The organism is Mesorhizobium sp. L2C084A000, from assembly GCF_000502875.1.
Classification (GTDB): Bacteria; Pseudomonadota; Alphaproteobacteria; order Rhizobiales; family Rhizobiaceae; genus Mesorhizobium.
In genome coordinates this window covers 72,806-99,624 of the sequence record NZ_AYWX01000001.1, presented here as the reverse complement: position 1 = coordinate 99,624, position 26,819 = coordinate 72,806, and the positions used below count along the sequence as shown (strand labels likewise).

At 60.6% G+C, this 26,819-nt stretch carries 25 protein-coding genes; 21 read left to right on the top strand and 4 right to left on the bottom strand.

The features are described from left to right. Window positions 1-141 precede the first annotated feature (141 nt). The 3 genes from ppdK (at window position 142) to X735_RS165050 (ending at window position 4,952) form a co-directional block, all read left to right on the top strand. Window positions 142-2,820 carry a pyruvate, phosphate dikinase gene (ppdK, locus tag X735_RS165040; RefSeq protein ID WP_023808568.1) on the top strand — a complete coding sequence of 893 codons (2,679 nt, stop codon included), beginning with the start codon at window positions 142-144 and terminating at the stop codon, window positions 2,818-2,820. Window positions 2,821-2,938: 118 nt separating this feature from the next. Beyond that, the gene (locus X735_RS165045; RefSeq protein ID WP_023808567.1) at window positions 2,939-4,042 is read left to right on the top strand and encodes a glycosyltransferase family 9 protein; all 1,104 of its coding nucleotides are present in this window, start codon (window positions 2,939-2,941) and stop codon (window positions 4,040-4,042) included. A gap of 169 nt (window positions 4,043-4,211) precedes the next feature. Continuing rightward, entirely contained in the window at window positions 4,212-4,952 is a 741-nt protein-coding gene (locus X735_RS165050; protein ID WP_023808566.1) for a polysaccharide deacetylase family protein, read from the top strand. A gap of 39 nt (window positions 4,953-4,991) precedes the next feature. Here X735_RS165050 and X735_RS165055 read toward each other — a convergent pair whose 3' ends face one another. Then, window positions 4,992-5,381, bottom strand: coding sequence for a DUF427 domain-containing protein (locus tag X735_RS165055; RefSeq protein WP_023808565.1), 390 nt, complete (start codon window positions 5,379-5,381; stop codon window positions 4,992-4,994). A gap of 143 nt (window positions 5,382-5,524) precedes the next feature. After that, the gene (locus X735_RS165060; protein ID WP_023808564.1) at window positions 5,525-5,881 is read right to left on the bottom strand and encodes a hypothetical protein; all 357 of its coding nucleotides are present in this window, start codon (window positions 5,879-5,881) and stop codon (window positions 5,525-5,527) included. A 183-nt stretch (window positions 5,882-6,064) separates the two neighbouring features. Between X735_RS165060 and X735_RS165065 the strand changes: the two genes are divergently transcribed. Beyond that, window positions 6,065-7,693, top strand: a complete 1,629-nt coding sequence (locus X735_RS165065; protein ID WP_023808563.1) for a fatty-acid--CoA ligase — start codon at window positions 6,065-6,067, stop codon at window positions 7,691-7,693. 80 nt (window positions 7,694-7,773) lie between these two features. Next, window positions 7,774-8,559: a DUF1499 domain-containing protein gene (locus tag X735_RS165070; protein WP_023808562.1), complete on the top strand. Its 786-nt coding sequence runs from the start codon at window positions 7,774-7,776 to the stop codon at window positions 8,557-8,559. Between the two features lie 13 nt (window positions 8,560-8,572). Here the strand turns inward: X735_RS165070 and X735_RS165075 are convergent, their stop codons facing one another. Further along, the gene (locus X735_RS165075; protein WP_023808561.1) at window positions 8,573-9,571 is read right to left on the bottom strand and encodes a LacI family DNA-binding transcriptional regulator; all 999 of its coding nucleotides are present in this window, start codon (window positions 9,569-9,571) and stop codon (window positions 8,573-8,575) included. A gap of 195 nt (window positions 9,572-9,766) precedes the next feature. Here X735_RS165075 and X735_RS165080 point away from each other — a divergent pair, with 195 nt between their 5' ends. From X735_RS165080 to X735_RS165100, 5 genes are read left to right on the top strand one after another with little or no spacing between them, the layout of a single operon-like run. Further along, complete coding sequence (locus X735_RS165080; protein ID WP_023808560.1) at window positions 9,767-10,807, top strand: ABC transporter substrate-binding protein; 1,041 nt, start codon at window positions 9,767-9,769, stop codon at window positions 10,805-10,807. Window positions 10,808-10,834: 27 nt separating this feature from the next. Further along, window positions 10,835-11,872 (top strand): ABC transporter ATP-binding protein, encoded by a 1,038-nt coding sequence (locus X735_RS165085; protein ID WP_023808559.1) that lies wholly within the window; start codon window positions 10,835-10,837, stop codon window positions 11,870-11,872. Then, the gene (locus X735_RS165090; protein ID WP_023808558.1) at window positions 11,869-12,756 is read left to right on the top strand and encodes an ABC transporter permease; all 888 of its coding nucleotides are present in this window, start codon (window positions 11,869-11,871) and stop codon (window positions 12,754-12,756) included. Before X735_RS165085 ends, X735_RS165090 begins: the two co-directional genes overlap by 4 nt. Beyond that, window positions 12,749-13,540 (top strand): ABC transporter permease, encoded by a 792-nt coding sequence (locus X735_RS165095; protein WP_023808557.1) that lies wholly within the window; start codon window positions 12,749-12,751, stop codon window positions 13,538-13,540. Before X735_RS165090 ends, X735_RS165095 begins: the two co-directional genes overlap by 8 nt. 14 nt (window positions 13,541-13,554) lie before the next feature. Further along, window positions 13,555-14,475 carry a 5'-methylthioadenosine phosphorylase gene (locus X735_RS165100; RefSeq protein ID WP_023808556.1) on the top strand — a complete coding sequence of 307 codons (921 nt, stop codon included), beginning with the start codon at window positions 13,555-13,557 and terminating at the stop codon, window positions 14,473-14,475. A gap of 19 nt (window positions 14,476-14,494) precedes the next feature. Here the strand turns inward: X735_RS165100 and X735_RS165105 are convergent, their stop codons facing one another. Beyond that, complete coding sequence (locus X735_RS165105) at window positions 14,495-15,421, bottom strand: MBL fold metallo-hydrolase (protein ID WP_023808555.1); 927 nt, start codon at window positions 15,419-15,421, stop codon at window positions 14,495-14,497. A gap of 117 nt (window positions 15,422-15,538) precedes the next feature. Here X735_RS165105 and X735_RS165110 point away from each other — a divergent pair, with 117 nt between their 5' ends. The 11 genes from X735_RS165110 to X735_RS165160 all read left to right on the top strand — a co-directional run bounded on the left by X735_RS165110 (window position 15,539) and on the right by X735_RS165160 (window position 26,669). Further along, complete coding sequence (locus X735_RS165110; protein WP_023808554.1) at window positions 15,539-16,129, top strand: biotin transporter BioY; 591 nt, start codon at window positions 15,539-15,541, stop codon at window positions 16,127-16,129. A 364-nt stretch (window positions 16,130-16,493) separates the two neighbouring features. Continuing rightward, on the top strand, window positions 16,494-17,771 hold the full coding sequence (locus X735_RS165115) for a sugar transferase (protein ID WP_050592621.1): 1,278 nt from the start codon (window positions 16,494-16,496) through the stop codon (window positions 17,769-17,771). Between the two features lie 43 nt (window positions 17,772-17,814). After that, a complete protein-coding gene (locus X735_RS165120) occupies window positions 17,815-19,089 on the top strand; it encodes a nucleotide sugar dehydrogenase (RefSeq protein WP_023808552.1) in 1,275 nt (424 codons plus the stop codon). Beyond that, on the top strand, window positions 19,089-20,114 hold the full coding sequence (locus X735_RS165125; RefSeq protein ID WP_023808551.1) for an NAD-dependent epimerase: 1,026 nt from the start codon (window positions 19,089-19,091) through the stop codon (window positions 20,112-20,114). The genes X735_RS165120 and X735_RS165125 overlap by 1 nt, the downstream gene beginning before the upstream one ends. A 46-nt stretch (window positions 20,115-20,160) precedes the next feature. Beyond that, complete coding sequence (locus X735_RS165130; protein WP_031212203.1) at window positions 20,161-21,054, top strand: glycosyltransferase; 894 nt, start codon at window positions 20,161-20,163, stop codon at window positions 21,052-21,054. Then, the gene (locus X735_RS165135; RefSeq protein WP_023808549.1) at window positions 21,051-22,319 is read left to right on the top strand and encodes a hypothetical protein; all 1,269 of its coding nucleotides are present in this window, start codon (window positions 21,051-21,053) and stop codon (window positions 22,317-22,319) included. The genes X735_RS165130 and X735_RS165135 overlap by 4 nt, the downstream gene beginning before the upstream one ends. After that, the gene (locus tag X735_RS165140; protein ID WP_023808548.1) at window positions 22,312-23,088 is read left to right on the top strand and encodes a class I SAM-dependent methyltransferase; all 777 of its coding nucleotides are present in this window, start codon (window positions 22,312-22,314) and stop codon (window positions 23,086-23,088) included. Before X735_RS165135 ends, X735_RS165140 begins: the two co-directional genes overlap by 8 nt. A gap of 5 nt (window positions 23,089-23,093) precedes the next feature. Beyond that, window positions 23,094-23,903, top strand: a complete 810-nt coding sequence (locus tag X735_RS165145) for a methyltransferase domain-containing protein (RefSeq protein WP_081734723.1) — start codon at window positions 23,094-23,096, stop codon at window positions 23,901-23,903. Beyond that, window positions 23,881-25,038, top strand: a complete 1,158-nt coding sequence (locus X735_RS165150) for a glycosyltransferase (protein WP_031212201.1) — start codon at window positions 23,881-23,883, stop codon at window positions 25,036-25,038. The genes X735_RS165145 and X735_RS165150 overlap by 23 nt, the downstream gene beginning before the upstream one ends. After that, window positions 25,035-26,177 (top strand): glycosyltransferase family 4 protein, encoded by a 1,143-nt coding sequence (locus tag X735_RS165155; RefSeq protein ID WP_023808545.1) that lies wholly within the window; start codon window positions 25,035-25,037, stop codon window positions 26,175-26,177. The genes X735_RS165150 and X735_RS165155 overlap by 4 nt, the downstream gene beginning before the upstream one ends. A 57-nt stretch (window positions 26,178-26,234) precedes the next feature. Further along, entirely contained in the window at window positions 26,235-26,669 is a 435-nt protein-coding gene (locus X735_RS165160) for a hypothetical protein (protein WP_127295725.1), read from the top strand. Window positions 26,670-26,819: the final 150 nt, after the last annotated feature.

The following is a 26,819-nucleotide window of genomic DNA, read 5'->3' as shown; positions in this document are numbered from 1 at the left end:
TTTGCTTAATCGATTGTAGAAGGCCGACCGCTTTGCCGGCGCTTGCCTTTCGCACTGCAGCATCATATCGCTCCAAGGACGGACCGGCGGAACTTTCCGTTTCGCCAATCTTTCCAATCTCCTGCAACCGGAGAGCGATGCATGACCAAATGGGTTTTCACCTTTGGCGATGGTGCGGCGGAAGGCCGTGCCAGCGACAAGAATCTCCTGGGCGGCAAGGGCGCCAACCTGGCCGAGATGTGCAGCCTGGGGCTGCCGGTGCCGCCGGGCTTCACCATCACCACGGAGGTCTGCAACGCGTACTACGCCCACGGCCGTATTTATCCGGCCGGGTTGGAAGCCGATGTCGCGGTCGCGCTCGATCACATCGGCCGGCTGACCGGCCGTCGGTTCGGCGACCCGTCGAAACTGCTGCTGGTGTCGGTGCGTTCGGGCGCTCGCGCCTCGATGCCCGGCATGATGGACACCGTGCTCAATCTGGGCCTGAACGACGAGACGGTCGAGGCGCTGGCCGCCGATTCCGGCGATGCGCGCTTTGCCTATGACAGCTACCGCCGCTTCATCCAGATGTATTCCGATGTCGTCATGGGCCTCGATCATGAGGTGTTCGAAGAAATCTTGGAAGATCAGAAAGGCGGGCTCGGGCACGAGCTCGACACCGAACTGACGGCGCTCGAATGGCAGGGCGTCATCGCGCTCTACAAGGCCAAGGTCGAGGAAGAGCTCGGCAGGCCTTTTCCGCAGGATCCGCACGAGCAGCTCTGGGGCGCGATATCAGCCGTGTTCTCGAGCTGGATGAACAACCGCGCCATCACCTATCGCCGCCTGCACGACATTCCCGAAAGCTGGGGCACGGCGGTCAACGTCCAGGCCATGGTGTTCGGCAATATGGGCGAAACCTCGGCCACCGGCGTTGCCTTCACGCGCAACCCTTCGACCGGCGAAAAGATGCTCTATGGCGAGTTCCTGGTGAACGCGCAGGGCGAGGACGTCGTCGCCGGCATCCGCACGCCGCAGAACATCACCGAAGCGGCGCGTATCGCAGCCGGCTCGGACAAGCCGTCGCTGCAGAAGCTGATGCCTGACGCGTTCCAGTCCTTTGTCACCATCTCCGACAATCTGGAGAAGCACTACCGCGACATGCAGGATCTCGAATTCACCATCGAGCGCGGCAAATTGTGGATGCTGCAGACCCGCTCCGGCAAGCGCACCGCCAAGGCGGCGCTGAAAATTGCCGTCGAGATGGCGCGGGACAGGCTGATCACGAAGGAGGAAGCCGTCGCCCGTATCGACCCGGCCTCGCTCGACCAGTTGCTGCATCCGACCATCGACCCCAAGGCCGCGCGCGACGTCATCGGCATCGGACTGCCGGCGTCGCCCGGTGCCGCCACCGGCGAGATCGTCTTTTCCTCCGGCGACGCCGAGGAATTGAAGACGCAGGGCCGCAAGGCGATCCTGGTGCGCATCGAAACCAGCCCCGAAGACATCCACGGCATGCATGCGGCGGAAGGCATCCTGACCACGCGCGGCGGCATGACCAGCCACGCCGCGGTGGTGGCACGCGGCATGGGCAAGCCTTGCGTCTCCGGGGCCGGCTCGCTGCGTGTCGACTACAAGGCCGGCACGCTGATGGCGATGGGCTCGACCTTCCGCAAGGGCGACATCGTCACCATCGATGGCAGCAATGGCCAGATATTGAAGGGCGCCGTATCGATGCTGCAGCCGGAACTTTCCGGCGATTTCGCCGCCATCATGGAATGGGCGGACGCGGTGCGCCGCATGAAAGTACGAACCAATGCGGAAACGCCGCTCGACGCGCGCATGGCGCGTTCCTTCGGCGCTGAAGGCATCGGCCTTTGCCGCACCGAGCACATGTTCTTCGACGGCGAGCGCATCGTCGCCATGCGCGAGATGATCCTGGCCGACACCGAAAAGGACCGGCGCATCGCACTCGCTAAGCTTCTGCCCATGCAGCGCTCGGACTTCCTCGAACTGTTCGAGATCATGGCCGGCCTGCCGGTGACGATCCGCCTGCTCGATCCGCCGTTGCACGAATTCCTGCCGAAGACCGAGGAGGAGGTGGCCGAGGTCGCCGCCGCCATGAAGGTGTCGCCGGACAAGCTCAGGCAGCGCACCGAGGCGCTGCACGAGTTCAACCCCATGCTCGGCCATCGCGGCTGCCGCCTGGCTGTCTCCTATCCCGAGATCGCCGAGATGCAGGCACGCGCCATTTTCGAGGCGGCGGTGGAGGCCGGCAGGAAGGCCGGCGCCCTGGTGGTCCCCGAGATCATGGTGCCGTTGGTCGGCCTGGTGAAGGAACTCGATTACGTCAAGGCGCGCATCGATGCGGTTGCCAAGAGCGTCATGGAGGAAACCGGCGTCAAGATCGATTACCTCACGGGAACCATGATTGAGCTCCCCCGCGCCGCGATCCGTGCCCATGTCATTGCAGAGTCGGCCGAATTCTTCTCCTTCGGCACCAATGACCTGACCCAGACGACCTTCGGCATCTCGCGCGACGATGCGGCCTCGTTCCTGGAAACCTACCGCCAGAAGGGCATTATCGATCAGGACCCGTTCGTCTCGCTCGACATCGACGGCGTCGGCGAACTGGTGCGCATGGCCGCGCAAAAGGGCAAGGCGACGCGGCCAGACATCAAGCTCGGCATCTGCGGCGAACATGGCGGCGACCCGGCTTCGATCCGCTTTTGCGAAGAGGTCGGCCTCGACTACGTGTCCTGTTCGCCCTATCGCGTGCCGATCGCCAGGCTGGCGGCCGCGCAGGCAGCGGTGCTGGTTGCGAAGGCAGGCCGCCGATAGGATCCATCCAGCTTACCGTTTTGTAAGGCAATTCACGCGAACGTGCTGGCGGCGTCGCGTAATCTCGACATTGTTCCTGCCCAATTTGCGGCCATCCGCAAATTGCTCCCGGAAACAGATGCTGCAGATTTCTCCCGCGCCGTTCCACTCGATCCTGGTCATCCAAACTAAGTTCATAGGCGATCTCGTCCTCGCCTCGGCGCTCGCCAACAACCTGCGGCTCGAATTCCCCGGCGCCAGCATCGTCTTTCTGTGCGAGGCCCGCTTCGAGAGCTTCGTCATGGCCCATGGTATCGCTTCCGAGGTGGTCGCATTCAGGCGCGACCGCATGCGCGGAACGCCCTTGGAGCGCGGGAAGGAGCTCTACGCCATGGTGCGGGCGTTACGCCGCTTCCGTTTCGACCTGACCATCGACCTGACCGATTCGAAGACGTCGCGCATGGTCACCGGGCTCGTCAACGCCAAGACCCGTGTCGGTTACAATCCTTCCGAAAGACCCTTGCGTATGTTGGAGCGGCAACCCGCCAATGTCTTTGCCAAGCCCTACGGCTTTGATGGTCAGCATTTCCTGTACCGCTACCTCTCGCCGCTCGAAGCGCTCGGCATCGAACTTCGCACGGTGATTCCGAACCTTCAGCCGCTGCCATCGGAGACGGCGAAAGCATTGGCGCTGCTGGGTAAGCACCATCTGCGGCCAAACGCATTCATCGCCGTGCATGCGGGTGCAAGCTTCGAGGGCCGACGTTGGCAGCCGGAGCGGTTTGCAGCAGTGATCGTCGAGATTGCCGGCGAGACCAGCCTGGATGTCGTCTTGGTGGGCGGCCCGGACGAGCGCGAGATCGCCGAACGTATCGTCGCCAGAACCGCGCCCTCGGTCGTCAATCTCGTCGGTGACCTGTCGCTTGAAAGCCTGCTGGCGTTGCTGAAACAGGCTCGGCTGTTTCTCGGCAATGAGAGCGGCCCGATGCACATGGCCGCAGCCACCGGAACCCCGGTTGTCGGATTGTTCGGTCTGACGGAGCCGTCGCGCTGGGGTCCAGTCGGCGTGCCCAGCATCTCGCTCCAGCCGCCGATGCCTTGCGCCTGCATGGCCGAAAACCTCTGCCGCGCGCCGGATCCGAGCAAAGCATGCTGCGTCTGGGGCCTGGAGGTCAAGCCTGTGGTCGATGCGGTGCGCGAGGTTCTTTCGCGCACCGAAATGAAACTGGAACACGCCATCTGAGATCATGCGCCGCATGCACGACCGCTCTCGACGCGGTGGAATGACCTGTCGCCCACAGGAACGGCCACATTGTCGCGGAGCGCTTTTCAGCTATGCACCATCCCGATTTCCGCCTTCATGCGGGTCGTTGGGATGCCTGCTTGAAATGACGGGTCCGGGAATCGGTTTGATGCGCCTGCTGCAAAAAAATCTCTGCATGATCGCCCTGTCGTGGGCGATGGCATCCGCCAGCCATGCCGCGCCGCTCGTCGAGCCGACGCTGCACATCAAGTCGCAGGCGAGCGGAGCCGGCCGTGTGGCGCTTACGCTCGACGCGTGCGGTGGACAGACCGACAACCGGATACTTTCGGCGCTGGTGGACAACAAGATTCCCGCCACCATTTTCGTGACCGGCATCTGGCTGAGGCGAAACGCCGCCGCCGTCGAAATCATGCGGGCGCATCCCGATCTGTTCGAACTGGAAAATCATGGCGGCCACCACATTCCGGCGGTCGACACGCCGCGGAAAATCTATGGCATCCGCAGTGCCGGCAGCCCGGACGCGGTGCTGGCCGAGGTCGAATCGGGAGCCGCCGCTCTTGCCGGGACCGGCGAGCCGGCACCGAAATGGTTCCGTGGCGCAACCGCCGAATACAGCCCGTCGGCAATCGCCATGATCCGCAAGCTTGGCTTCAAGGTCGCGGGTTTCTCGATAAACGGCGACGGTGGCTCTTTGCTCGGCGCCAAGGAGACCGCCCGGCGCATCGCGGCGGCCAAGGATGGCGACGTCATCATCTCGCACATCAACCAGCCGACCCATGCGGCCGGCGAAGGCGTGGTGCAGGGGCTGCTGGCGCTCAAGGCCAAGGGCTTGACCTTTGTGCGGCTCGACGATGCCGAAGGCATCGGCAACAACGGCACGACGGAGTGAGTGGCCAGCCGAGCGGATCTCGATGCCTTCGGCGTCGGCTCAGTCCGGTTTGGCTTCGATCGTGACCTTGCTGGCATAGAATGCGCCGTGGTTGCGGATCTCAGCCATCTCGTCGAAAGGCCGCTCATAGGCCCACATGGCGTTCTGGCCGGTCTCCCCGGCAGGCAGCACGCTCCAATAGCTTGCATCGCCCTTGTAGGGGCAATGGGTCGAGTGGTCGGTGCGGCCGAGCTTGCCGAAATCGATGTCGGCGAACGGAATGTAGAACGCCGCCGGATAGGGGGCCTCGGTCAGCACCTTGGCCTTCGCTGTTGAAGCGATGACCATGTCTCCGGCACGCACGGTAACGGTGCCGGCATAGGACTCGATGGTGATGATTTTGTCTGGGTTGCGTTGGAAACCGGGTGCGGGGTTGGCGATCTGATCCATGCGGGGGCTCTCCTTGCGTCGACTTTAAGGTGTGTCGCGCAAGCGCATTGTGCAAGCCGCTATCGCCATCCAGTACGCAAAACTTGCCGGGCCGACGCCGATGGATCGCGCCTTGGAACCCTCGAGATACTTGTCGTCAGCTGTCAGGCAGCGGCCTTGAATACGTCCATGAGACCGGCATAGGCGGCAGCGATCCCGGCGACCGGGTTGCTGCTTCTCGATACGGTCTCGACCTTCAAGGAACCGCCGCCGGTAGGCAAGGTGAGCAGCAGGAACTGGCGGTTTCCGCCATCGCCGACTGACGCGGCCGCGACGTGCTGGTCCTCGCCCTGATTCTGGACGCACATCTTGAACAGCAGCGTGCCGCCGACCGCTTCCAGCGCGCCGCCGACAACTTCAACAAATTCATCTTCGGAAACAGTTTTTGTGTCCGGCACCACATCGGCCAGACTTTCGGCAAGCGTACTCTCGAGAGCCTTGTCGTCGAGCTGCGCGTCCATGCGAACCTCTTTCAGTCGCCAATCGCACCCCTTTGCCCGTTAACGAAACTTAACGCCGACGATGGCCGCATTGTGGCGGTTTTCCACCAATGCGGCACTTGGTGGTGCTGGCGGCTGGACAATCGGCCGGTTCGCTCCACAATAGCCCGAAAAGCACAACGCAAAAGCGTGAGGGAGGACCGAATGCTGGGACTGATGCAGGAATGGCCGCTGCTTTGCCATAAGCTCATCGACAATGCCGAGCGGCAGCATGGCGTGCGCCAGATCGTGACGCGCTCGATCGAGGGGCCGATCGTGCGCACCACTTACGCCGACATCCATCGTCGTGCCCTGAAGGTCGCCCAGCGGCTGGAGCGCGACGGCTATGGGCTGGGCGACCGTATCGCGACGCTCGCCTGGAACACCGCACGCCATATCGAGGCCTGGTACGGCATCATGGGCATCGGCGCCATCTACCACACGCTCAATCCGCGGCTGTTTCCCGAGCAGATCGTGTGGATCATGAACCATGCCGAGGACAAGGCAGTCTTCGTCGACCTGACCTTCGTTCCGCTGCTCGAGAAAATCGCCGGCGCCGTAAAATCGCTGAAGCAGGTGATCGTGCTGACCGACAGGGCGCATATGCCGCCGACGACATTGCCCAACGCGGTCGCCTATGAAGATTGGCTTGACGAAGCGGATGGCGACTTCGCCTGGAAGACCTTCGACGAAAGCACCGCCGCCGGCATGTGTTACACGTCCGGGACCACGGGCGATCCCAAGGGCGTCGTCTACAGCCATCGTTCGAACGTGCTGCACGCCATGATCGCTGCCATGCCCGACGCCATGGGACTGTCGTCGCGCGATACGATCCTGCCTGTCGTGCCGATGTTTCACGCCAATGCCTGGGGCCTTGGCCAGAGCGGGCCGATGATCGGCGCCAAGCTGGTCATGCCCGGCTGCAAGATGGACGGCGCCTCGATCTATGAACTGCTCGACACCGAGAAGGTGACCTTCAGCGCCGCCGTGCCGACCGTCTGGATGATGCTGCTGCAGCATCTGGAGGAGACCGGCAAGAAGCTTCCCTATCTGAACAAGGTTGTCATCGGCGGCTCGTCCTGCCCGCGCGCGATCATGACCAAGTTTCAGCAGAACTACGATGTCCAGGTCATCCATGCCTGGGGCATGACCGAAATGTCGCCGCTCGGCACGCTGTGCACCCTGAAGCCGGACCATGCCGGTCTTGAGGGCGAAGCCCGGCTCGATGTCCAGCAGAAACAGGGCTATCCGCCGTTCGGCGTCGAAATGAAGGTGACCGACGACGACAACAACGAGCAGCCTTGGGACGGCAAGACTTTTGGCCGCCTGAAAGTGCGTGGGCCGGCCGTTGCCCGTGCCTATTATGGCGGCGCCGGCGTGGAGCAGTTCGATGAGGATGGCTGGTTCGACACTGGCGACGTCGCCCACATCGACGCCGGCGGCTACATGCAGATCACCGATCGCGCGAAGGACGTCATCAAGTCCGGCGGCGAATGGATTTCGACCATCGACCTCGAGAATCTGGCTGTTGGCCATCCCGATGTCGCCGAGGCGGCAGCCATCGGCGTTCAGCATTCGAAATGGGGCGAACGGCCGCTGCTGGTCGTCGTCCGCAAACCGGGCAAGGAACCGACCAAGGCTGACATTCTCGACTTCATGGACGGCAAGGTGGCCAAATGGTGGATGCCGGACGATGTCGCTTTCGTCGGTGAAATTCCGCACACCGCCACCGGCAAGATCCAGAAGATCACCTTGCGCCAGCAATTCAAGGACTATCGCCTGCCGACGGATTGACGCGATGGTGCATGTTTCGGCTTCATGCCATCGCAAAAAGGCACTAAGTCTCCGTTCGGGTTGGGGCAGCACGGAAAACGATGGTTAGCATTCCTGAACGGCAAACGTCGAAGGCGGCCGGCTGGTCGCGGCGCACGGCCGCTTTTTCGTTGGTGCTGCTGCTGACGGTCTTCGTCGGCCATCGCTTCGATCTCGTCGAAACACCTGTCTTTCTGTGGGTGCTGGGCATTGTCGCGCTGCTGGCGGCGATGGCGCTGTTGTTTGCCGGGTTTGCCTTTTCGCGGCTCTGGAATTTCGGCGACCGCGGCGGTCGCGACCTGACGGTCGGCGCGCTGCTGGCACTGCTGGTGCTCGCACCCTATGGCGTCGCCGCCTACTGGGCGACGATCTATCCGCCGCTCAGGGATATCTCGACGGATTTCGACGAACCGCCGGCGCTCGACGTGAGCGACCGGAGGAAGGATATGAACGTGCTTGCGCCGTCGACGCCTGGGGAACAGCGGCTGCAGACCGATAGCTATCCGCTGGTCAGCGCACGCAGCTACGACCTGCCGTTCGAGACCGTCGTCAATGCCGTCGAAACCGTGCTCGACCGGCGCGACTGGGAGCTGTCGGAACCCTATCCCGATCTCGCCGGGCAAAGCGAGGTGACCATCACCGCCGTCGCCAAGGGCTTCGTGATCGGCCTTCCCGCCGACGTGGCGATCCGCGTGACGGACGATGGCGACACGGTCATCGTCGACATGCGGTCGGCATCCCGCTACGGCCGCTACGACCTCGGCGACAATGCGGCGCGCATCACCGAATTTCTCGCGGAACTCGACCAGGAAGTCGCCGGTCAGGTTGGCGCCGCTCCGGTCGAATGAGACCCAGGGGAGGCTATTCGCCAGGGTCGAACTCTCCTTTGAACAAGACTGTCGCGACCGGTCCAATCGGATTGGCGATCCGGCTCTCCAGGACTTCGACAAGTTTGCGTCCGACACCCGCTATGTCCACGAAATGAACGCCGATCTTCGCAGGCAGGAAGCGCGATAGCCGCGTGCTGTCCCGAGTGACAATGTGGATGTCACTCCCTGGCGCGAGACCTCTTCTGCCGAGAGCGTGTAATGCCCCCAGAAGGCCCAGTTCGTTGGCGCATGCCAAGCCCGTCGGCGGATCTGACCAGGCCAGCATGCGATCGAACCAGGCTGCGCTCGATTCCATGGTGAACATTCCATGACCGATCAGCGACTGGTCGATCGGAATACCAGCCTCGGCCATTGCCCTTCCATACCCGGAAAGACGCATGGCACTCGCCTGGTCGCCCGGAACGAGAAGTTGCAGCGCAATGCGTCGGCAGCCCTTGTCCATGAGCCGCCGGGTCGCCTCGTAGGCAATCTGTTCATTGTCGATGTCGACATAAGGATATGCTGTATCCAGGTCAGTTCTTCCAAACGCGACGAATGGCATGCCTCTATCCAGCAATAGCTTAACGCGCGGATCACCCGAGACCATGCGTGTGATAATCAGTCCGTCTGTGCTGCCCGCCTGAAGCTGTCGCTGCACACTCTCGATGGGATCATCATCGGGCGTGGTGGAGTAGATGGATAGGCTATAACCCGCTTGCCGCGCCGCCAGCGTCATGCCTTCGATTAACGGAAGCTTCAACAGATCGGACAGATGATCTTTTGTTTCCATCGGGTATATTGCTGTCATCGTCAGCGTGCGGCCAGTTTTGAGCGCGAAGCCATGATGATTTGGCACATAGCCGACCCGCTGCGCCACTTCCTTGACGCGAGCGATGGTGGCGGGATGAACCTCCGGCCCATCCTTCAGCGCGCGGGATACCGTGGTGACCGAAAGGGAAAGTTCCGCCGCGATCTGTTTCAGGTTGGTCATGTCGCCCGACCTCATTTGCGAAAGCGCCGGCTGATTTGCTGACTTCCACTACGTGACCGAATTCCACCTCACGGTCAATCCAAGCTCTCGCTAAAGCAGCTTGACTCTCCTGCAATTGGATGCAATCGTAACGTTACGATTGTCAAGAATTGGCCATTTTGAGCGCGTCTCAACAAATTCTAGGGAGGAGAACCTATGTCTTGGTTACGCATTTCCTTGACGGCATTAGCATTCTCGGCCGCCGTGCCGGTCTATGCCCAATCAGTCACCATCACGACCGCGGGCGGCGATTATGGCAACGCCATGAAGGAAGCCATGTGGGCCCCCGCTGCAAAAGAGCTTGGCTATGATGTCCGCGAGGAGACCCTCAGCGACGGCTTGGCCGCCCTGAAGATGCAGGTCACCTCGGGCGCGGTCACAACCGACGTCATTCACCTGGGCTCACCGGAGGGCGCGCAGGCCGCCGCACAGTCGCTGCTGGAGCCGCTCGACTACAAGATCATCGATCCAAAGGCCGTGCCGGATGGCGCAAAGTCCGACTACTGCTATCCGTTCGACTCCTATGGCACCGTCATGTCCTGGAACACCAAGACCTATGGCGAGAACCCGCCAAAGACATGGGCGGAGTTCTGGGATGTTGCCAAATTTCCGGGCCGTCGCGCCCTCCGCGCCAATGCACAGGACTCGATCGAGATCGCGCTGCTCTCGGACGGCGTAGCACCGGCCGACGTGTATTCCGTGCTCAGCACGCCGGAGGGCCTGGATCGCGCGATCAAGCGGCTTGAAGCGATCAAACCAAATGTCGCGGTGTGGTGGACTTCGGGAGCTCAGTCCGCGCAGTTGCTGAAAGATGGCGAGGCGGATTTGGTCGTTACCTGGAACGGGCGGGCCCAAACCGTGAAAGCGGATGGCGGCGCGGTCGATTACACGTTCAAGGGTTCCGTCATCGGTACGGATTGCCTCGGGGTACCGAAGGGGGCGCCGAACAAGGAAGCGGCCATGAAACTCATCGCGGCGATGACACAGCCCGCGCGCGTGGCGAAGCTGACCGATTTCATCGCTTATGGCCCGGTCAATCCTGCTGGCTATGAGGGTGGCCTTATTCCCGAGGACCGTCTGAAGACCCTTGCGACCGCGCCTGAAAATGCCGGCACTTCGGTGTTTTCGAATGCGGACTGGTGGGTCAAGAATGGCGAAGCTGCTCAAAAAACCTTCGATGAGATGATGGCCCGCTGAGTCTCAGCTTTAAGGCTGAAGCACATGATGAAGTCGCTCCCGATCACCATCGACAGCGTGCGCAAGACCTACGGATCTTACGTCGCGCTGGACGATGTCTCGCTCGACATTCAGGCTGGCGAATTTCTCACGCTCTTGGGGCCGTCCGGATCGGGCAAGACCACGCTGCTCATGGCTTTGGCCGGATTTGTCCGGCCCGATTCCGGTAAACTTTTGTTGGACGATCGGGACATTACCCGCCTGGCCCCCAACAAGCGCGACATCGGCATAGTCTTCCAGAACTACGCCCTGTTTCCCCACATGAACGTTCTGGCAAATGTCGAGTATCCGTTGGTGCTGCGCAAGACGCCGAAAGCCGAGGCCCGCCAGAGGGCACTCGACACTTTGGTCCGCGTGAAGCTTGAAGGTTTGGCGGAGCGCAACATTGCCGCATTGTCCGGCGGCCAGCGCCAGCGGGTGGCGTTGGCGCGGGCGATCGTCTTTGAGCCACGCGTGATGCTGATGGACGAGCCGTTGTCGGCGCTCGACAAGAACCTGCGCGAAACCATGCAGTACGAGATCCGGCGTCTGCACGATGATCTGGGGATCACCACGATCTATGTGACGCATGACCAGCGCGAAGCGCTAATCATGTCCGACAGGATCGCGGTGATGAATTCCGGCCGCATCCAGCAGATCGATACGCCACAGCGGATCTATGATCGTCCATCGACCCGCTTCGTCGCGGAGTTCATGGGCGAGGCCAACATTGTGGCCCCGGGCTCGGCGCGCAGAATAGACGGCGCCGATGCGTCACGCGAAGCTCTGATGATCCGCGCGGAATGCTTCCATCTTGATGCGAAGCTCGTCGGGCCAGACGGGGTGGCCCTTGAGGGAACGCTGCGCGCCAAGGCGTTTCGTGGCGAGAACTGGCTTTTGACGCTGGCGCTTGACGGCGGGCAAGAGATACTTGTCTGCATTCCGGCGGCGCTGGCCAGCGGCTGCGCCGAACTTGCCGCCGGTCAGCGGGTGACCGCCTATGCACCAGCAGCGAAAGTTCACGCGATACCGGGAGTGGTAGCGTGACCGTCCTTGCCGATCCTGCGCTCGCGGCAGACGCGCGACGCGAGCGGCGGTTCTTCCTCTCGCTTTCACTGCCTGCGCTGTTCATCGTCGGACTGGCGGCGATACTGCCTATCCTATGGATCATCCGGCAATCCTTCCTGACCACGGGGGGCGAGTACACCGTCGGCAACTACGAGAAGGTGCTTTCGAGCGGGCTGACATGGTCGGCACTGGTCACAACCCTTGAACTGTCCCTGGGCACGCTGGCGATCTGCATTCTTCTCGGTACTCCCCTGGCGCTCGCCCTGGCCAGCGCCAGACCAAGGGTGGCCAATTTGCTGATGGCCTTCGTCATGCTGCCGTTGTGGACCTCCATTCTGGTGCGCACCTATGGCTGGCTCGTGCTGTTGCGACGCGATGGCCTGATCAACGCAACTTTGACGGGTTCAGGCCTGACAGCTGAGCCATTGCCGCTGGTCTACAATTTCACGGGAACGCTGATCGGCATGGTTCACTACATGCTGCCGCTTTTTCTGCTGCCCGTTTATGCGGCGATGCGCGATATCGATGCAAACCTCGTCCGCGCGTCGGCGAGCATGGGCGCCACTCTCGGGCAAACGATCCGCACGGTCATCCTGCCGCTTTCGGCCGGCGGCATCTTCTCGGGTTCGATCATCGTCTTCATTTACACCATAGGGTTCTTCATCACGCCCGCGGTGCTTGGCGGTGGCAAGGTAAATCCGCTTTCCACCCGGATCGAGCGCACGCTATCGACCTTCCAGGATTGGGGCTCGGCGAGCGTCCTGGGCATTCTGCTCCTCGTTCTTATGGCGTTGGTGGGGGTGATGTTCCTGGCTGCGCGGCGGCTCATTGCCGGACGCAGCATCGGCACAGCCCATGCTTGAAGCCTATCCAGACAGCAGGCTGGCCCGCATCCTCCTGTGGAGCTTTTGTGCGCTCGTTATGGCGTTCCTGATGCTGCCGACGCTCGTCGTCGTCCCGCTCTCCTTTTCGGCGTCCAATCTTCTCGAGTTCCCGCCGCGCGCATACTCGTTGCGCTGGTACGAGACTTTCTTCGGTTCGGCGACATGGATGGCCGCACTCAGGACGAGCCTGATCCTCGGCACATTGACAGCGATGATCACAGTGCCGCTGGGGCTTCTGGCCGGCATCTCGATCAACCGGCTCGGCGGAAAGGCCGCCGTAACCATTCAGGGCGTTCTGCTCACCCCGTCCATTGTGCCGGGGATCCTGCTCGCGATCGGTCTCTTCTTTGTTCTGGCGGCGCAACGTCTTGTCGGAACGCTGTTCGGTGTCCTGGTCGGACATGTGGTACTAGCCATTCCGGTCGCGTGCATTGTGTTGTTGCCCGCCTTGGCCCGCTTTGACTGGAACCAGGTTCAGGCGGCGCGCAGCCTGGGCGCAAACTGGGCGAGAGCCATTGGCGGAATAATTATCCCCCAACTTCAGATCAGTCTGTTGTCGGCCACACTGATGGCCTTCCTGACCTCGCTAGACGAATCCGTCATTTCGATCTTCGTCGCGAGTGGTCAAAACAGCACGCTGCCGAAGCTCATGTTCCTGTCGCTGCGCGATCAGATCGACCCGACCATCGCGGCGATTTCGACCTTGTGGACCGTCATCGTCGTGGTCGTTGTCCTGGTCGTGACCCTTCGCCAAAAATCCTGAGCGAGACTGAAAACATGCCCAACAATCATCATGCAGCCGACGATCTGGCCGATCATTCAACGGACATACCCCAAGTGGGGTTGGCGATCATCACCGGATCGGCGAATTGGGGTCTCGCCTTTCCGGAAGATGTCGAAGTTGATGGCGTCCGCACCTTGCAGCGAGACATGAGTTTCCAAACGCCTTTCGGTCCCAGCGACAATTGGAAGCTGCTCGAATTCGATGCATCTATTACCGTCGAGGGCAAAACGAAACGTGCCCTGTGCATGTATTCGCACGGCAATCCCCGAGACCATATCGACCATTCCTGTCATCGCCGCGCGTTCTGGGTGTTGATGAGTGCGGGTGTAAGGCAGATTCTCTCCTGCTCGACCATTGGCGCCGTCAACAAGGCTATCAAGCCCGGCGACATGGTGGTGAACGCCGATATCCTGGAACTGACGCAGACCCCGTTTTCACTACTTCCCGGCCGCCAGAGCTTCGACTGCTCGGGCAAGCAGATCGTATGTCCAAGATGTGCGGCATTGTTGGCCGAGACCGCCCGGCGCCATTGGCCAGCCGAATGCCGCGTCCATGGCATCGAGCAGCAGTTGGTGGCTGCCCACTGCTACGGGCCGCGACTGACAACTCCCGCCGAAGCTCTGGCATATCGAAACATGGGAGCGGACGTGCTCAACCACTCGATCGCCCCTGAGGCCACCTTATCGCGCGAGATCGGCGCCTGTTTCGTGCCCCTGGCGTTCGTCACGGCCGGTTTCAACGACTATATGGACCGCGAGCGCCAGAAATTGCTGCAGGAGCACGTGCTGCCGAGCCTCTCCATGACAGCCTCGCGGGTTGCGCTGGAGACCGCGGCACGTCTTCCAACGGATCCCGAATGCTCTTGCCAGGGCTTGAAGTCGCCTCAGCCAGCAGAGCGCTCCAGCCGGTTCTAGAGCGAATGGCGCCGATAGCTTAGCCAGCCGGCGTGAAAATGCCGTCGATGGCCGGTGCGGCATCGGTCACAACCAGGCCGCGCGCCGTCAGGTCCTCGAGATGGGCAAGCACCGACAATCCGGCGGCACCATGCAGCCGCGGGTCGGTGTCCCTGTAGATCGCCTTGACCATGTCCACGATCGTCCGGTCGCCCTCTTTGACCCGCTCCAGGATGGCGCGCTCGCGCATCTTTCGATGCGTCTTCAACCCGCGCATGAAAGCGCGCGGTGTTGTCACCGGCCCGCCATGTCCCGGCAACAGCAAGCGGTCCCCGCGTTCGATCAGCCGGTCCAGCGAGGCCATATAGTCGGCCATCGCTCCATCCGGCGGGGCGACGATGGAGGTTGCCCAGGCCATGACATGATCGGCCGAAAACAGGATACCGGTTCCCTCCAGCGCGCCAATTCTTTCCAGCGCGAACGCCGCATGATTGGCGGTGTGGCCCGGGGTCAGAACCGTCCTGATCGACCAGCCGTCGCCGTCGACCACCTCGCCGTCGGGCAGGGCGACATCAGGGACGAAACCCGTGTCGGCACTGGCATCGAGCGCATTGGTCTCGCCGATATGCAGGGCTCTTGCCGGCCGGTGCGGCCCCTCTGCCAGCACGAGGGCGCCGGTGCGCTCTTTCAGCCGGGCCGCCAGCGGGGAGTGGTCGCGATGCGTGTGGCTGACGAAGATATGGCTGACCGGCCGGTCTGCGATCACGCCGAGCAGGGTCCGCAGATGCGCCTCGTCATCCGGCCCCGGATCGATCACCGCCAGCGTATCGCGGCCAATTATGTAGCTGTTGGTGCCGTGAAAGGTGAAAGGGCTTGGATTGCGGGCCGTGATGCGCTGGACATCGGGCGCGACGTTCACCCCCTGGCCATAGAAGGGGTCGAAGCCGGTATCGAATTTCAGTGCCATGCATCGGTGCCTTGTTTCGGGAAACGGCAAAACCGATTGCCGCATAACACGCAAGCCAATATAGGAGGATGTGAGGCCGCGAACATCGGTGTGCGGCAATCGGATTGGGGAAATACCATGGCAATTGCAACTACGATGCGTCCGCTTGTTTCTCTGGCTCTGCCGCAAAATGGCGCGGCGCGGCTGGCAACGCAGCTTTTCCTGGCCATCGCCGGAACGCTTGTGCTGACCCTGTCGGCCAAGACCAAGGTTATGCTCGGGCCGGTCGACATTTCGATGCAGACGCTGGCCGTGCTGCTGATCGCCGCCGCTTTCGGCATGCGTCTCGGCGTCGCCACCCTGCTGCTCTACATGGCGGAGGGCGCCATGGGCTTCCCCGTCTTCCAGAGCACGCCTGAAAAGGGTCTCGGCATTGCTTACATGCTCGGCTCGACCGGCGGCTATCTCGCCGGCTTCGTGGTCATGGCGGCCATTGTAGGCTGGGCCGCGGATCGCGGCTGGGACCGCCATCCGATCAAGCTTTTCAACGCCATGCTGGTTGGCGAAGTCGTCATGATGGCGATGGGCTTTGCCTGGCTGGCTCTGCTGATCGGCCCGGAAAAGTCGTGGCAGTTCGGCGTCGTGCCCTTCATCGTCGGCGACCTGATCAAGGTGGCTCTCGCGGCAAGCCTGGTGCCGGCCGTCTGGACGCTGCTGAAGCGCGGCTGAAGCGCGCGATCGAAGAAACGGCCAGGGGCAATCAAGCCACTGGCCGGAGCGGCGTGACTGGCCGATTTCCGGTCTGGTGTCCGCCAACCTCGATAGATTGTCGGTTATATCGCCCTAGACGCTGCGACATCTTCAGTAATGATCATCAAGCCGCTTTATTAGCCTAGGCTTTTCAATTCCCGAACTGTTGACCTAAGAAATAGATGCTTGCTGGCGCAGCCGCGCTGTCGTAGCTCTTGGTCTTCGACTGTATCGAATCGCCGGGGGGCGAGACGTCCGATTCGTTGTTGTGAGCGATTAGGTCAGATGCACTATCGCGCTGGTCTGTCGCCGACACGGCAGCTTCGGGGAAGGGGGGAAGACGTTGAATGTCGCAGCGTCGACTATTGTCGGAAGCCGGCATTTCCTGTTCAGGATTCGGTTTCAACTGCTTGGCGGACTGACATTCGCGATTTTTGCGCCGGCGATCATCCGGATTGTCTTCAATCCTGAATTTATCTATTCGGCCAATCTTCAGGTCACGGTGGCCGCTGCGGTCATCGCGCACCTTGTGGGCTTCTTGTCCTATCGCCGCATCGGAAATTTCCCGGGCGTGGCCGCGGCAAGTTACATCTTGCCGACATTTGCCCTGTCCTATGGGGCTGTTTTCCTGACCATCTTCTTTTTTCGGTTCGAGTACAGCCGGTTTCAAGCCGCCGCCAGTTTCACGCAGTCCACGCTCTGGTATTTCGGCCTGAGCCTGTTGACGCGGCGTCTCGATCCGTACCGGCTCGTCGTGATTCCCGGCGGAGATGTCGAGCGCCTCAAGACGTTACCGGGTGTGCATTGGTTTTGGATCAAGTCGACCAGTACGATAATCGAAAGAGCCAGCGGCGTGGTCGTTGATCTGCGTGCCGATCTTGGCGCGGAATGGGAACGATACATCGCGGATCGGGCCCTTTCGGGAACGCCCGTATACCACGTCAAGCAGGTCAGCGAGTCGCTGACCGGGCGGGTCGAGATCGAGCACCTGTCGGAAAACACGCTTGGTTCACTCAATCCGAACCAAGCCTATCTCAAGATCAAGCAGGCAGCCGACTGGGTCTCGGCACTTGTCTTGATTATCGTTCTTTCCCCGGTTCTGGCGTTAATAGCGCTGCTGATCCGGCTGGATTCCGATGGTCCCGCGCTGTTTCGCCAGCAGCGCATGGGCTACCGGGGCAAGATCTGCACGGTCTACAAGTTTCGCTCGATGCGCCAGCACTCTGACGCCGGCAGCGACAAGGAGAGGGCGATCACCAGGCGCGATGATGATCGCATCACCCGAGTCGGGCGTTTCCTGCGAAAATCCAGAATCGACGAACTGCCGCAGGTCATCAACATCCTGCGTGGCGAAATGAGTTGGATCGGACCGCGACCGGAAGCTGTCGTGCTGTCACAGTGGTACGAGGCTGAGCTGCCATTCTATCGCTACAGGCATATCGTCAGGCCAGGCATAAGTGGGTGGGCACAAGTAAATCAGGGGCATGTGGCTGCCGTCGATGACGTTATGGAAAAATTGCACTATGATTTCTATTACATAAAGAACTTTTCGCCTTGGCTGGACGTTTTGATAACCCTCAAGACAATGAAAACGATGCTTACCGGCTTTGGTGCGCGATAACCAATGCGAAGCATGGCTCTGGAATAGCAAGCGCAGGAAGCAGATGGATCTCGCCTCCAGGAAAATAGCGATCATCGGGCTTGGCTATGTCGGCCTGCCGCTGGCGGTCGCCTTCGGTGCCGGCAGGGATGTCGTCGGTTTCGACATCGACCAGTCGAGGGTGGACGCGCTGAGGCGTGGCGACGACCATACGCTGGAAGCCAGCAGCGATGAGATCAGTGCTGCGTCGCGGCTGACATTCACCACCGACAAGGCCGATCTGCGCGATTGCGGGATTTTCATCGTCACGGTTCCGACGCCGATCGACAGGGCCAATCGTCCGGATCTGAAACCGCTGATCATGGCATCGACTTTGGTCGGTGAGGTCATATCGCCAGGCGCGGTGGTGATCTTCGAATCGACGGTCTACCCCGGCTGCACGGAAGAGGTGTGCGCTCCGCTGATCGAGAAACATTCGGGCCTGCGCTACAATGAGGGGTTCTTCCTCGGCTACAGTCCCGAGCGCATCAATCCGGGCGACCGCGAGCATCGGTTGCAAACGATCGTCAAGGTCACCAGCGGCTCGACGCCGGAAGCGGCCGAAGGTATCGATGCGCTCTATGCCTCGATCGTGCCGGCAGGCACACACCGTACCTCGAGCATTGCGGTCGCCGAAGCGGCCAAGGTCATCGAGAACACTCAGCGCGACCTCAACATCGCGCTGATGAACGAGCTGTCGCTTATCTTCGGCAAGCTCGGCATCGACACGTCCGAAGTGCTGGAAGCCGCCGGCACCAAATGGAATTTCCTGCGCTTCACGCCTGGTCTCGTCGGCGGCCACTGCATCGGCGTCGATCCCTACTATCTCACCCACAAGGCCCAGGAACTCGGCTATCATCCGGAGGTGATTCTTGCCGGCCGCCGTATCAATGACGGCATGGGTCAGCACGCGGCGGATCAGACGGCCCGCCTGATGATGCGCAAGGGAATACCTGTCGTTGGCAGCCGGATTCTGGTGATGGGCGCGGCTTTCAAGGAAAATTGTCCGGACCTGAGGAATTCCAAGGTCGCCGATATCGTCGCCCAGCTGAAGGAATACAATGCCGGCATCGACATCTGGGATCCCTGGGTCGATGCGCAGGAATGCGCGCGCGCCTTCGGCATAACGAGCATGAAGGACATTCCCGACGAGCGCTATGACGGCGTCATCGTGGCCGTCGGCCACAGGCAGTTCCGTGCGCTGGGCGTCGATGGCCTACAGGCGCTTTGCAAGACCCCGAGCGTCATCTACGACATCAAGGGTCTGTTCCCCAGGCATGTTACGGATGGGCGTTTCTGATGAGGGTTCTGGTCACCGGCGCCGCCGGCTTCATAGGGTATCACGTAGCCAAGCGGCTGCTGGAGCGCGGCGACGAGGTCGTCGGCATCGACAACGTCAACGACTACTACGATCCGCAGATCAAGGAGGCGAGGCTGCGGCTGCTGGACGAGGCGAGCCGCAAGACCAATGCGGGCTATCAGTTCATCCGCGGCAATCTCGCCGACAGAAGCGTGGTCGATGCCTGCTTTGCCGACCACGCATTCGACCGGGTGATCCATCTCGCCGCCCAGGCCGGGGTTCGCTACAGCCTGGAAAACCCGCACGCCTATGTCGAAAGCAACATCATCGCCTACACCAACATGCTGGAGGCCTGCCGCAACAACTCCGTTGCGCACCTGACCTATGCCAGCACGTCGAGCGTCTATGGCGCCAACACCGACATGCCGTTTTCCGAGCACCGGCCGGCCGACCACCCGCTGCAGTTCTACGCCGCGACCAAGCGCGCCAACGAGCTGATGGCGCACAGCTACAGCCATTTGTTCGGGCTGCCGACAACCGGGCTTCGCTTCTTCACCGTGTATGGCCCTTGGGGGCGCCCGGACATGGCGCTTTTCCTGTTCACCAGGAACATCCTTGCCGGCGAGCCGATCAAGCTGTTCAACAACGGCAACCACACGCGCGACTTCACCTATGTCGAGGATATCGCCGAAGGCGTCGTCCGAGCCAGCGACAGCCCGGCCACAGGCAATGCCGCCTGGGACTCCAGCCGTCCGGATTCGGCCACGAGCAGTGCCCCCTGGCGCATCTTCAACATCGGCAACAACAGCCCGGTGAAGCTGACCGCCTATGTCGAGGCGCTGGAAAACGCGCTTGGCCGGAAAGCCATCGTCGAACTGCTGCCGCTGCAGCCCGGCGACGTGCCCGATACCTTTGCCGACACATCGGCGCTGGAGCAGGCGGTGGGCTACCGTCCGACGACGACGGTGACCGAGGGTGTCGGGCGGTTTGTGGAGTGGTACCAGTCGTACTTTGGACGGGGATAGGCCTGTTCTTGGCGGTTCGCGGCTGGTCCGCGCATAGCTGCGCCCGATGACCGCGCAACTAGGAGGAGATGGAATCGATACGGCTCGCAAACAGGCAGTCTGCAACCCATTGCAGTCCCAGGCACTATTGAGCGTTTGCATCCCCACGTTCAATCGGCGGGATCGCGTTGCGGCGCTGGTTCAGCAACTGTTGCGTACGGACTGCCCATTGCAGATATGCGTCCATGTCGACGGTTCGACCGATGGAACGAACGAAGCGCTTGCGGAAATCGCATCTCGCGATGCCAGTTTGGTGGTCACCACCGGCCCGAATGACGGCAGAGGCCGCGCGATGTTTTCGGCGATTGCTTCCGCCACTGGCGACTATTGCATGGTCTTCGATGATGACGACGATCTCTTCACCGATCGCTTGCCGGAAGTCTGTGAGCACCTCTCGCAGAGAAGTGTCGATGAGAAGATTGCGGGTTTTGTGTTCTCGATGGCTCTTGGCCACCCAGAGACGGCAGCAGAGCCATTTCCATCGGAACGGACAAACCTGATAAAGATGCGGGCCGACGAACGGGTGGTCGGCGACAAGAAGGAGGTCATCAAAACTCCTTTGCTTAAACGGGTTGCCGTGCCCCCAGCGGGGCGGTTCCGCCGTGTTCCAACATCTCTTCTCTGGTCCAGATTGGCGATCGAATACGACGTTATCTGTGTCAATGTCGAGATTGGACGAAAACGATATTTGCCGGAGGGGATGACGGCAAGGATTCGGCTTCTTCAGCGGCAAAATGCATACCCGATGTTGTTGCTGAACTTGAACTACATCAAGGCGTTCTGGCTAGGACGATATCGGTCGGTTCGGTTCCTGGGCAAGGCGGTTCTTGCCTGTTTGAGCTTTGGTGCCTTGAGTTTCCCGTTCTTGCTCAAGAGGTCATTCGTGCGGGTGACTTCATGAAAGAAGCCAGCCTGTGGAAGTTGGTGGAAGCCATCGTAATACGAATTGTTCCTGGTCTTCTGAACATAGCGACGTTGCTGTACATCGGCAGCCATCTGGAGACTGGACAGTACGGTATTTTCAGCACGACGATTGCAACAGTTTCATTTATTTCGACACTTGTTTTTGGAGTCGCGACCTATTCGATAATGCCGGTTTCCGCAAAAATGCATGCCGCGGGAATGGGTAGAGAGTACGTATCGTCCATCTTGACCGTGCTGGCAGTTGTGGCGTTGTTTGTCGTCCTGTCTGGACTGGCACTGACGTGGCTGGGATTTGGCAATGCCGTTGCCGCGACCATCATCGTTTCTTTCGGCTTGCACACCGCACTTCAAGAGATTTTGAGGTCACAACTGCGCTTGTGGGCGTACGGTTGGTCGGCGATTGGCCAGGCCGTCGCATACCAGGCAGGAGCTATAGTCCTGCTTGTCGGAGATGCGAAAGTAGGCTCGGCTCTTGCAGCCTTTTCGCTCAGCTATTTCGTCGGAGCGCTGATTTCATTTGCCTTGCTGGGACCTAGGAATCTGAGACGGCCTGGCTTTTCCTATCTTGCCGGGTCTCTGGTCACTGGCTGGGGATTTGTGTTGAGCAATCTGGCCGAGAGCGGCGTGTTTGTCGGCATCCGATACATAGTTTTGTTGCTTGGCTCCGAGACCCATCTCGGTGTCTTCTCGTTTTGTGTCGATCTTTCACAACGGTCCGTCGGCTTCTTCATGAATGCGGCCAGCTTCGTTTTCGTGCCAAGGGCGTTTCTCAGCGCCGCAAATGGAAACGTCAGGGAGTTTCGGCGCGGACTGTTCGAGGGAGCGGCCATCGCACTCATTTTTGCGACCGCGGCGGCGGCCGGAATAGTTGGCCTGTTTTTCTCGGGCCATGCCTCCGGATGGCTGGGGAAGTCTTTTGACCCTGTGGTGTTCGGGATCGTTTCTTGTGCTGTTCTGATCAACAGGACGAAAAAGGTGATCATCGATCCGTTTGCGCTTCGGTCGAGCAAAGCGATGACGTTGACCTATTCCTACGCGATAGGGGCGTTGGCTTGCTGTTGTCTGGCGGCATTGGGCCTTTGGTGGCGGGTGCCGCTTGGCAGTGAAATGGCGTTTTTGTTCGGATATGTCGTTGCCGCTGCCTGTTCCTTTTTCGCATTGAGGAATGTGATTGCAGACCAAGGGCCTGATGCGAAACAGCGCACTGTTTTGGTGGTCGGGCCGGATGCCAGAAATGAATGAGAAGAAAGCACTCTACGACGAGGAAAACAGGCGCATCGTCCATGTCGGCACGGTGGCTGATGACGACTATTGGGATTCTCACTGGGCCGAAGGGATTGTCTTGAGGCCGGATCGCTTTGTCGTTGAAACCACCAGGCGATACCTGACCGGATCGGCCAAGATCCTGGACGCTGGATGTGGCTTGGCCAATACGGTCCATGGCCTCCACCAGGCAGGCTTTTCCGCCTACGGGATCGACTTCGCGCAGAAGACCGTGGGGATGGTGAACCGTGCCGCGCCCCATTTGCAAGTGACCGTGGGGGATGTTCGAGCAACGGGCTTCGCGGACGAATTCTTCGATGGGGTGTGGTCTCTGGGGGTGATCGAGCACTTCTTCGACGGTTACGATGAGATCGCATTGGAGATGAGGCGCATCATCCGGTCAGGAGGAGTTGCCTTCGTGACAGTGCCGAGCATTTCTCCTCTCCGACGGCTGAAGATCAGAATGGGTCTCTATCCCAGGTTTTCAGGTGAACAGGCCGGATTTTACCAGTTCGTTCTTGAGCCGTCTTCGATTGTTTCCAGTTTCGAACAGTACGGCTTCAAGCTTCTGGGATCACAGCCAAGGGGAGGCTTCAAGGGGCTGAAGGACGAGACATTTTTCTCCAAGCCGATGCAGGCCTGGTACGACAGCAAGAATGGAATCCTGAGAGGTTTGCGTGCTGCTGCGGACCGGTTGCTCGGCCCATTTTCGCATCATACGCGGCTCTACATCTTCCACAGGATATAGCGCGGATGTCAAATCCGAGTGGGCGCAGATCGCCAAACGAAACCGGTGGTGAAGCAGTGTCGATATTGCGAAAGTTTGTTCGCGCGAATGTGGCCATTTCCGAGTTCCTGGACAGTGCTCTGCCGCGGCGCCTTCGCATCGACGGCAACCGTACCTTTGCGACGGAGATAGCACCTCCCTTACTTACCTCAAACGCACGGGTTTACGATCTTGGCGGGGGTGCCAGGCCGTTCGTCAGTCTTTCGGAGAAGCGGCGCCTGGGGCTTTTTGTCGTTGGGCTCGACCTCGACGCGGAAGAGTTGTCGAAAGCGCCACGCGGAATATACGACGAGGAGATTGAAGCGGACCTTACCTCGTTTAGGGGGAGGGGCGATGCTGACGTCGTCATTTGCCAGGCAACGCTCGAGCACGTCCGTGATGGCGAGGGTGCCGTGCGCGGCATTGCCAGTTGCGTGAAGCCGGGAGGCATGGTTGCCATTTTCTCGCCCTCGCGCAACGCCGTTTTTGCCAGATTGAATCGGGTCCTGCCGGAGGGGATGAAGCGACGGCTGCTTTTTGCGATCTATCCTGAAAAGGGCATGGGTCATGACGGGTTTCCGGCCTTCTACGACAAGTGCTTGCCCAGTGACGTCGAGACAATCGCAAAACGGAACGACCTGGAACTTGTCGAGCGCCGTCTGTTCTGGAAAAGCTCCTACTTCTATTTTTTCGTGCCGGCCTTTCTTGCCTGGCGCATCTGGTTAGGCGTTTCGGCCCTGTTTCTCCGCAAGGATGCCGCTGAAACCTACGCCTATGTCTTTCGGCGAAAACAGTGAGTTCCCGCGGCTCATGAAAAGGAAGCTCGCGCTGATCGCCATTCCGCTCGACAGAAGAGGCGGTGCCGAAACCATTCTGAAACTTGTTGCGCGCGCACTCGCGAGGCGACCCGACTGGGACGTCGAAATCGGCTTCTTGGGTAGCCAGGCGGCGGGCGAGGCCGCTGGATCACACCAGGACGGAATTCGGTGCAGCTACGGCTTTGGCGGCGGCAAGGCCATGAGCGAGTTTTTGCTCGCCCCGCGGCTGCTCCGGCGTCGGTACGATTTGGTGTTCTCGAGCCACGCACGGGTAAACTCGTTTCTGGCTGCCGCTCGAAGCATTGGACTTCTCCGCAGCCATAGGCTGGTCGCCCGCGAGTCCACGGTACTTCTGGATCGTTTCAAGGGTCCTCGCGCGCTCGCTTACAAGGCGCTCTACGCTGCCTATGGCAGCCAAGACATGATAGTCGCGCAAACGAGCTATATGAATGAACGCTTGCGTGACGTATTGCCCCGGCGAGCAATCGCCAAGTTGTGTACTTTGCCCAACCCGGTCGACGACGATCTCATCGTCAAAATGTCCATGGAGGCATTGTCCGGGCACGACGCCGAGATACTTTCCCGCCGTCCACAGATAGTCTGGTGCGGCCGGCTGATTGATGTGAAGCGTCCGACGATCGCGGTTGATGTGCTGGCCGAAGTCAGACGAAGGACCGGCGAGGATTATGGGCTGACCATGGTTGGCTCTGGCCCCATGGAAGCGGAGTTGAGAGCCCGCGCCGGCAAGCTTGATCTGGCCTCGCGACTAAATCTGCTCGGCCAGAGAGACAACCCGTTTCCGCTGTTTCGCGCAGCGCGTGCCGGCATGCTCACGTCGGCGACGGAGGGATTTCCCAACGTCCTTCTGGAAATGATGGCTTGCCGGATTCCCGGCATCGTCACCACCCCCTGTGCGGGAGATCTGGACATGCTGTCGGGCCTGGAGATTTCAGCCGGCTTTGGCGCGTCGGAAATTGCGGAAGCACTGCTGAAGGTCATTCAAGTCGGTGACCGGTCGGCCTTGTACGGAAAGACCTTGTCGGAAAGATCGCCGGATCGGTTTGCGGATATGCTGTTGAGAGCGCCGTCGTCATATCCGGGTGGGCAGAGATGACGGCCGTTGCTCGCAACAAGATAGTCGTCTCGATAAACACATCCTGGAATGTCGTCAATTTCCGCAAGGGACTGATCGAGGCGCTGCGGAGCCGTGGCTATGACGTGGTCGTCGTCGCGCCGAGAGACGAGTATTCTCCGCTGATTGGGGCCATGGGCTGCCGCTATGTCGAACTCGACATGGACAATTCCGGCACGTCACCGTTGCGGGATTTGGTCCTTCTGTGGCGCTACTGGCGTCTCTTGCGGCGCGAGAGACCGCTGGCGTTTGTCGGCTTCACGATCAAGCCCAATGTGTTCGGCTCCATCGCGGCCAATCTGAACGGCATTCCCGTCATCAACAACATTTCGGGATTGGGGACGGCGTTCGTCCGCGGTGGTCTGCTGCTCAGGATTGCCAAGGCCTTGTACCGGGTGGCATTGGCCCGTTCCAAAATGGTTTTCTTCCAGAATGACGATGACCGGATGCTGTTCGTCGACGAACGTCTGGTTCGCAAGGATCGAACCGCGCTTTTGCCTGGCTCCGGCATCGACCTCGTGCGTTTTGCCCCGTTGTCCGAAGCGCGCACCGGGTCTGGCGCCATCGTCTTTCTTCTCGTGGCCCGGCTTCTCTGGGACAAGGGTGTCGGCGAGTTCATCACGGCGGCCCGTCGGGTTTGCCGTGAGGTGCCCGGAGTGCGTTTCCAGCTACTCGGCTTTCTTGATGTCGAAAACCGGACCGCGGTCAGCCGCGAGCACGTGGAAAAATGGGTTGGCGAGGGATTGGTCGAATATCTCGGCTCCACCGAGGATGTGCGGCCTTTCATGCGTGCCGCCGATTGTGTCGTGCTGCCCTCCTACAGGGAGGGAACGCCGCGCTCGCTGCTCGAGGCGGCTGCGATGGGCAAGCCGCTGATCGCAACCGACGTGCCAGGATGCAGGGAAGTGGTGGACCACTCCGTCAATGGCTTCCTATGCAAGGTGAGGGACCCTGATGACCTTGCGAGCAAGATGGTCGAGTTTGCGCGGCTGGACGGCTCGTCCAGGGACAGAATGGGGGCACAGAGCAGAAACAAGGTCGAGCGGCAGTTTTCGGAAAGGATCGTCATCGAGAAGTACATGCAGCAGATAGAAAGACTGAGCGCCCTTGCGACGAAATGAGCGGACCGGCCGCACAGGGTCGGATGGAGGATGGTTTTGTCAGTCAGGAGCATAGCGTTGCTTGCCGTCGTGGCTGTTTTGTTTGGTGTTGGCTTTCTGGGCATCATCGTGATGCAGAGGGGCGGCCCGTCCCCCGCGAAGCCGGTAGCCGAGCTCAAGCCGTTTGACGGCAAGCTCGCAATCCCATCGGTCGATGATCTGCGCGTCGGCGGTCGCAAGATCCTGCTGTGCGGAGCGGCGTTTTCCAGGCCTCAGGCTATGCGCCTCCTGGTGACGGAAGCGGCGCGCCGAGACTACCAGGGGCTCGTCCTGGCCTGCAAACCTGTCGGTGCCGGAACACCTTGCGACGGCAAGATCGCCTCCAGGGTTGGCGATACCCTTGTTGTGCAGTGCTTGACGGCCGAGGGCGAAGATTTGGCCACCATACTTACGCAGGGCGGAATTCTCTGCGGCCAGCCGGTTCAGGCCGGCGCAACGTACAAACCTTGCTGAGCAGGTCGCCAGTAAAGACCGGAGCCTCTTGCGGCGAAGTGAGTGGGTCTTGTTCTCAAGCTGGCCGGCTGCCCGTATTTGGGTATTTATGGGTCCTTTCTTGGGTATGTCGGTTCTTGAATTTTCGGGTATTTGTGGGTATATTTGTGG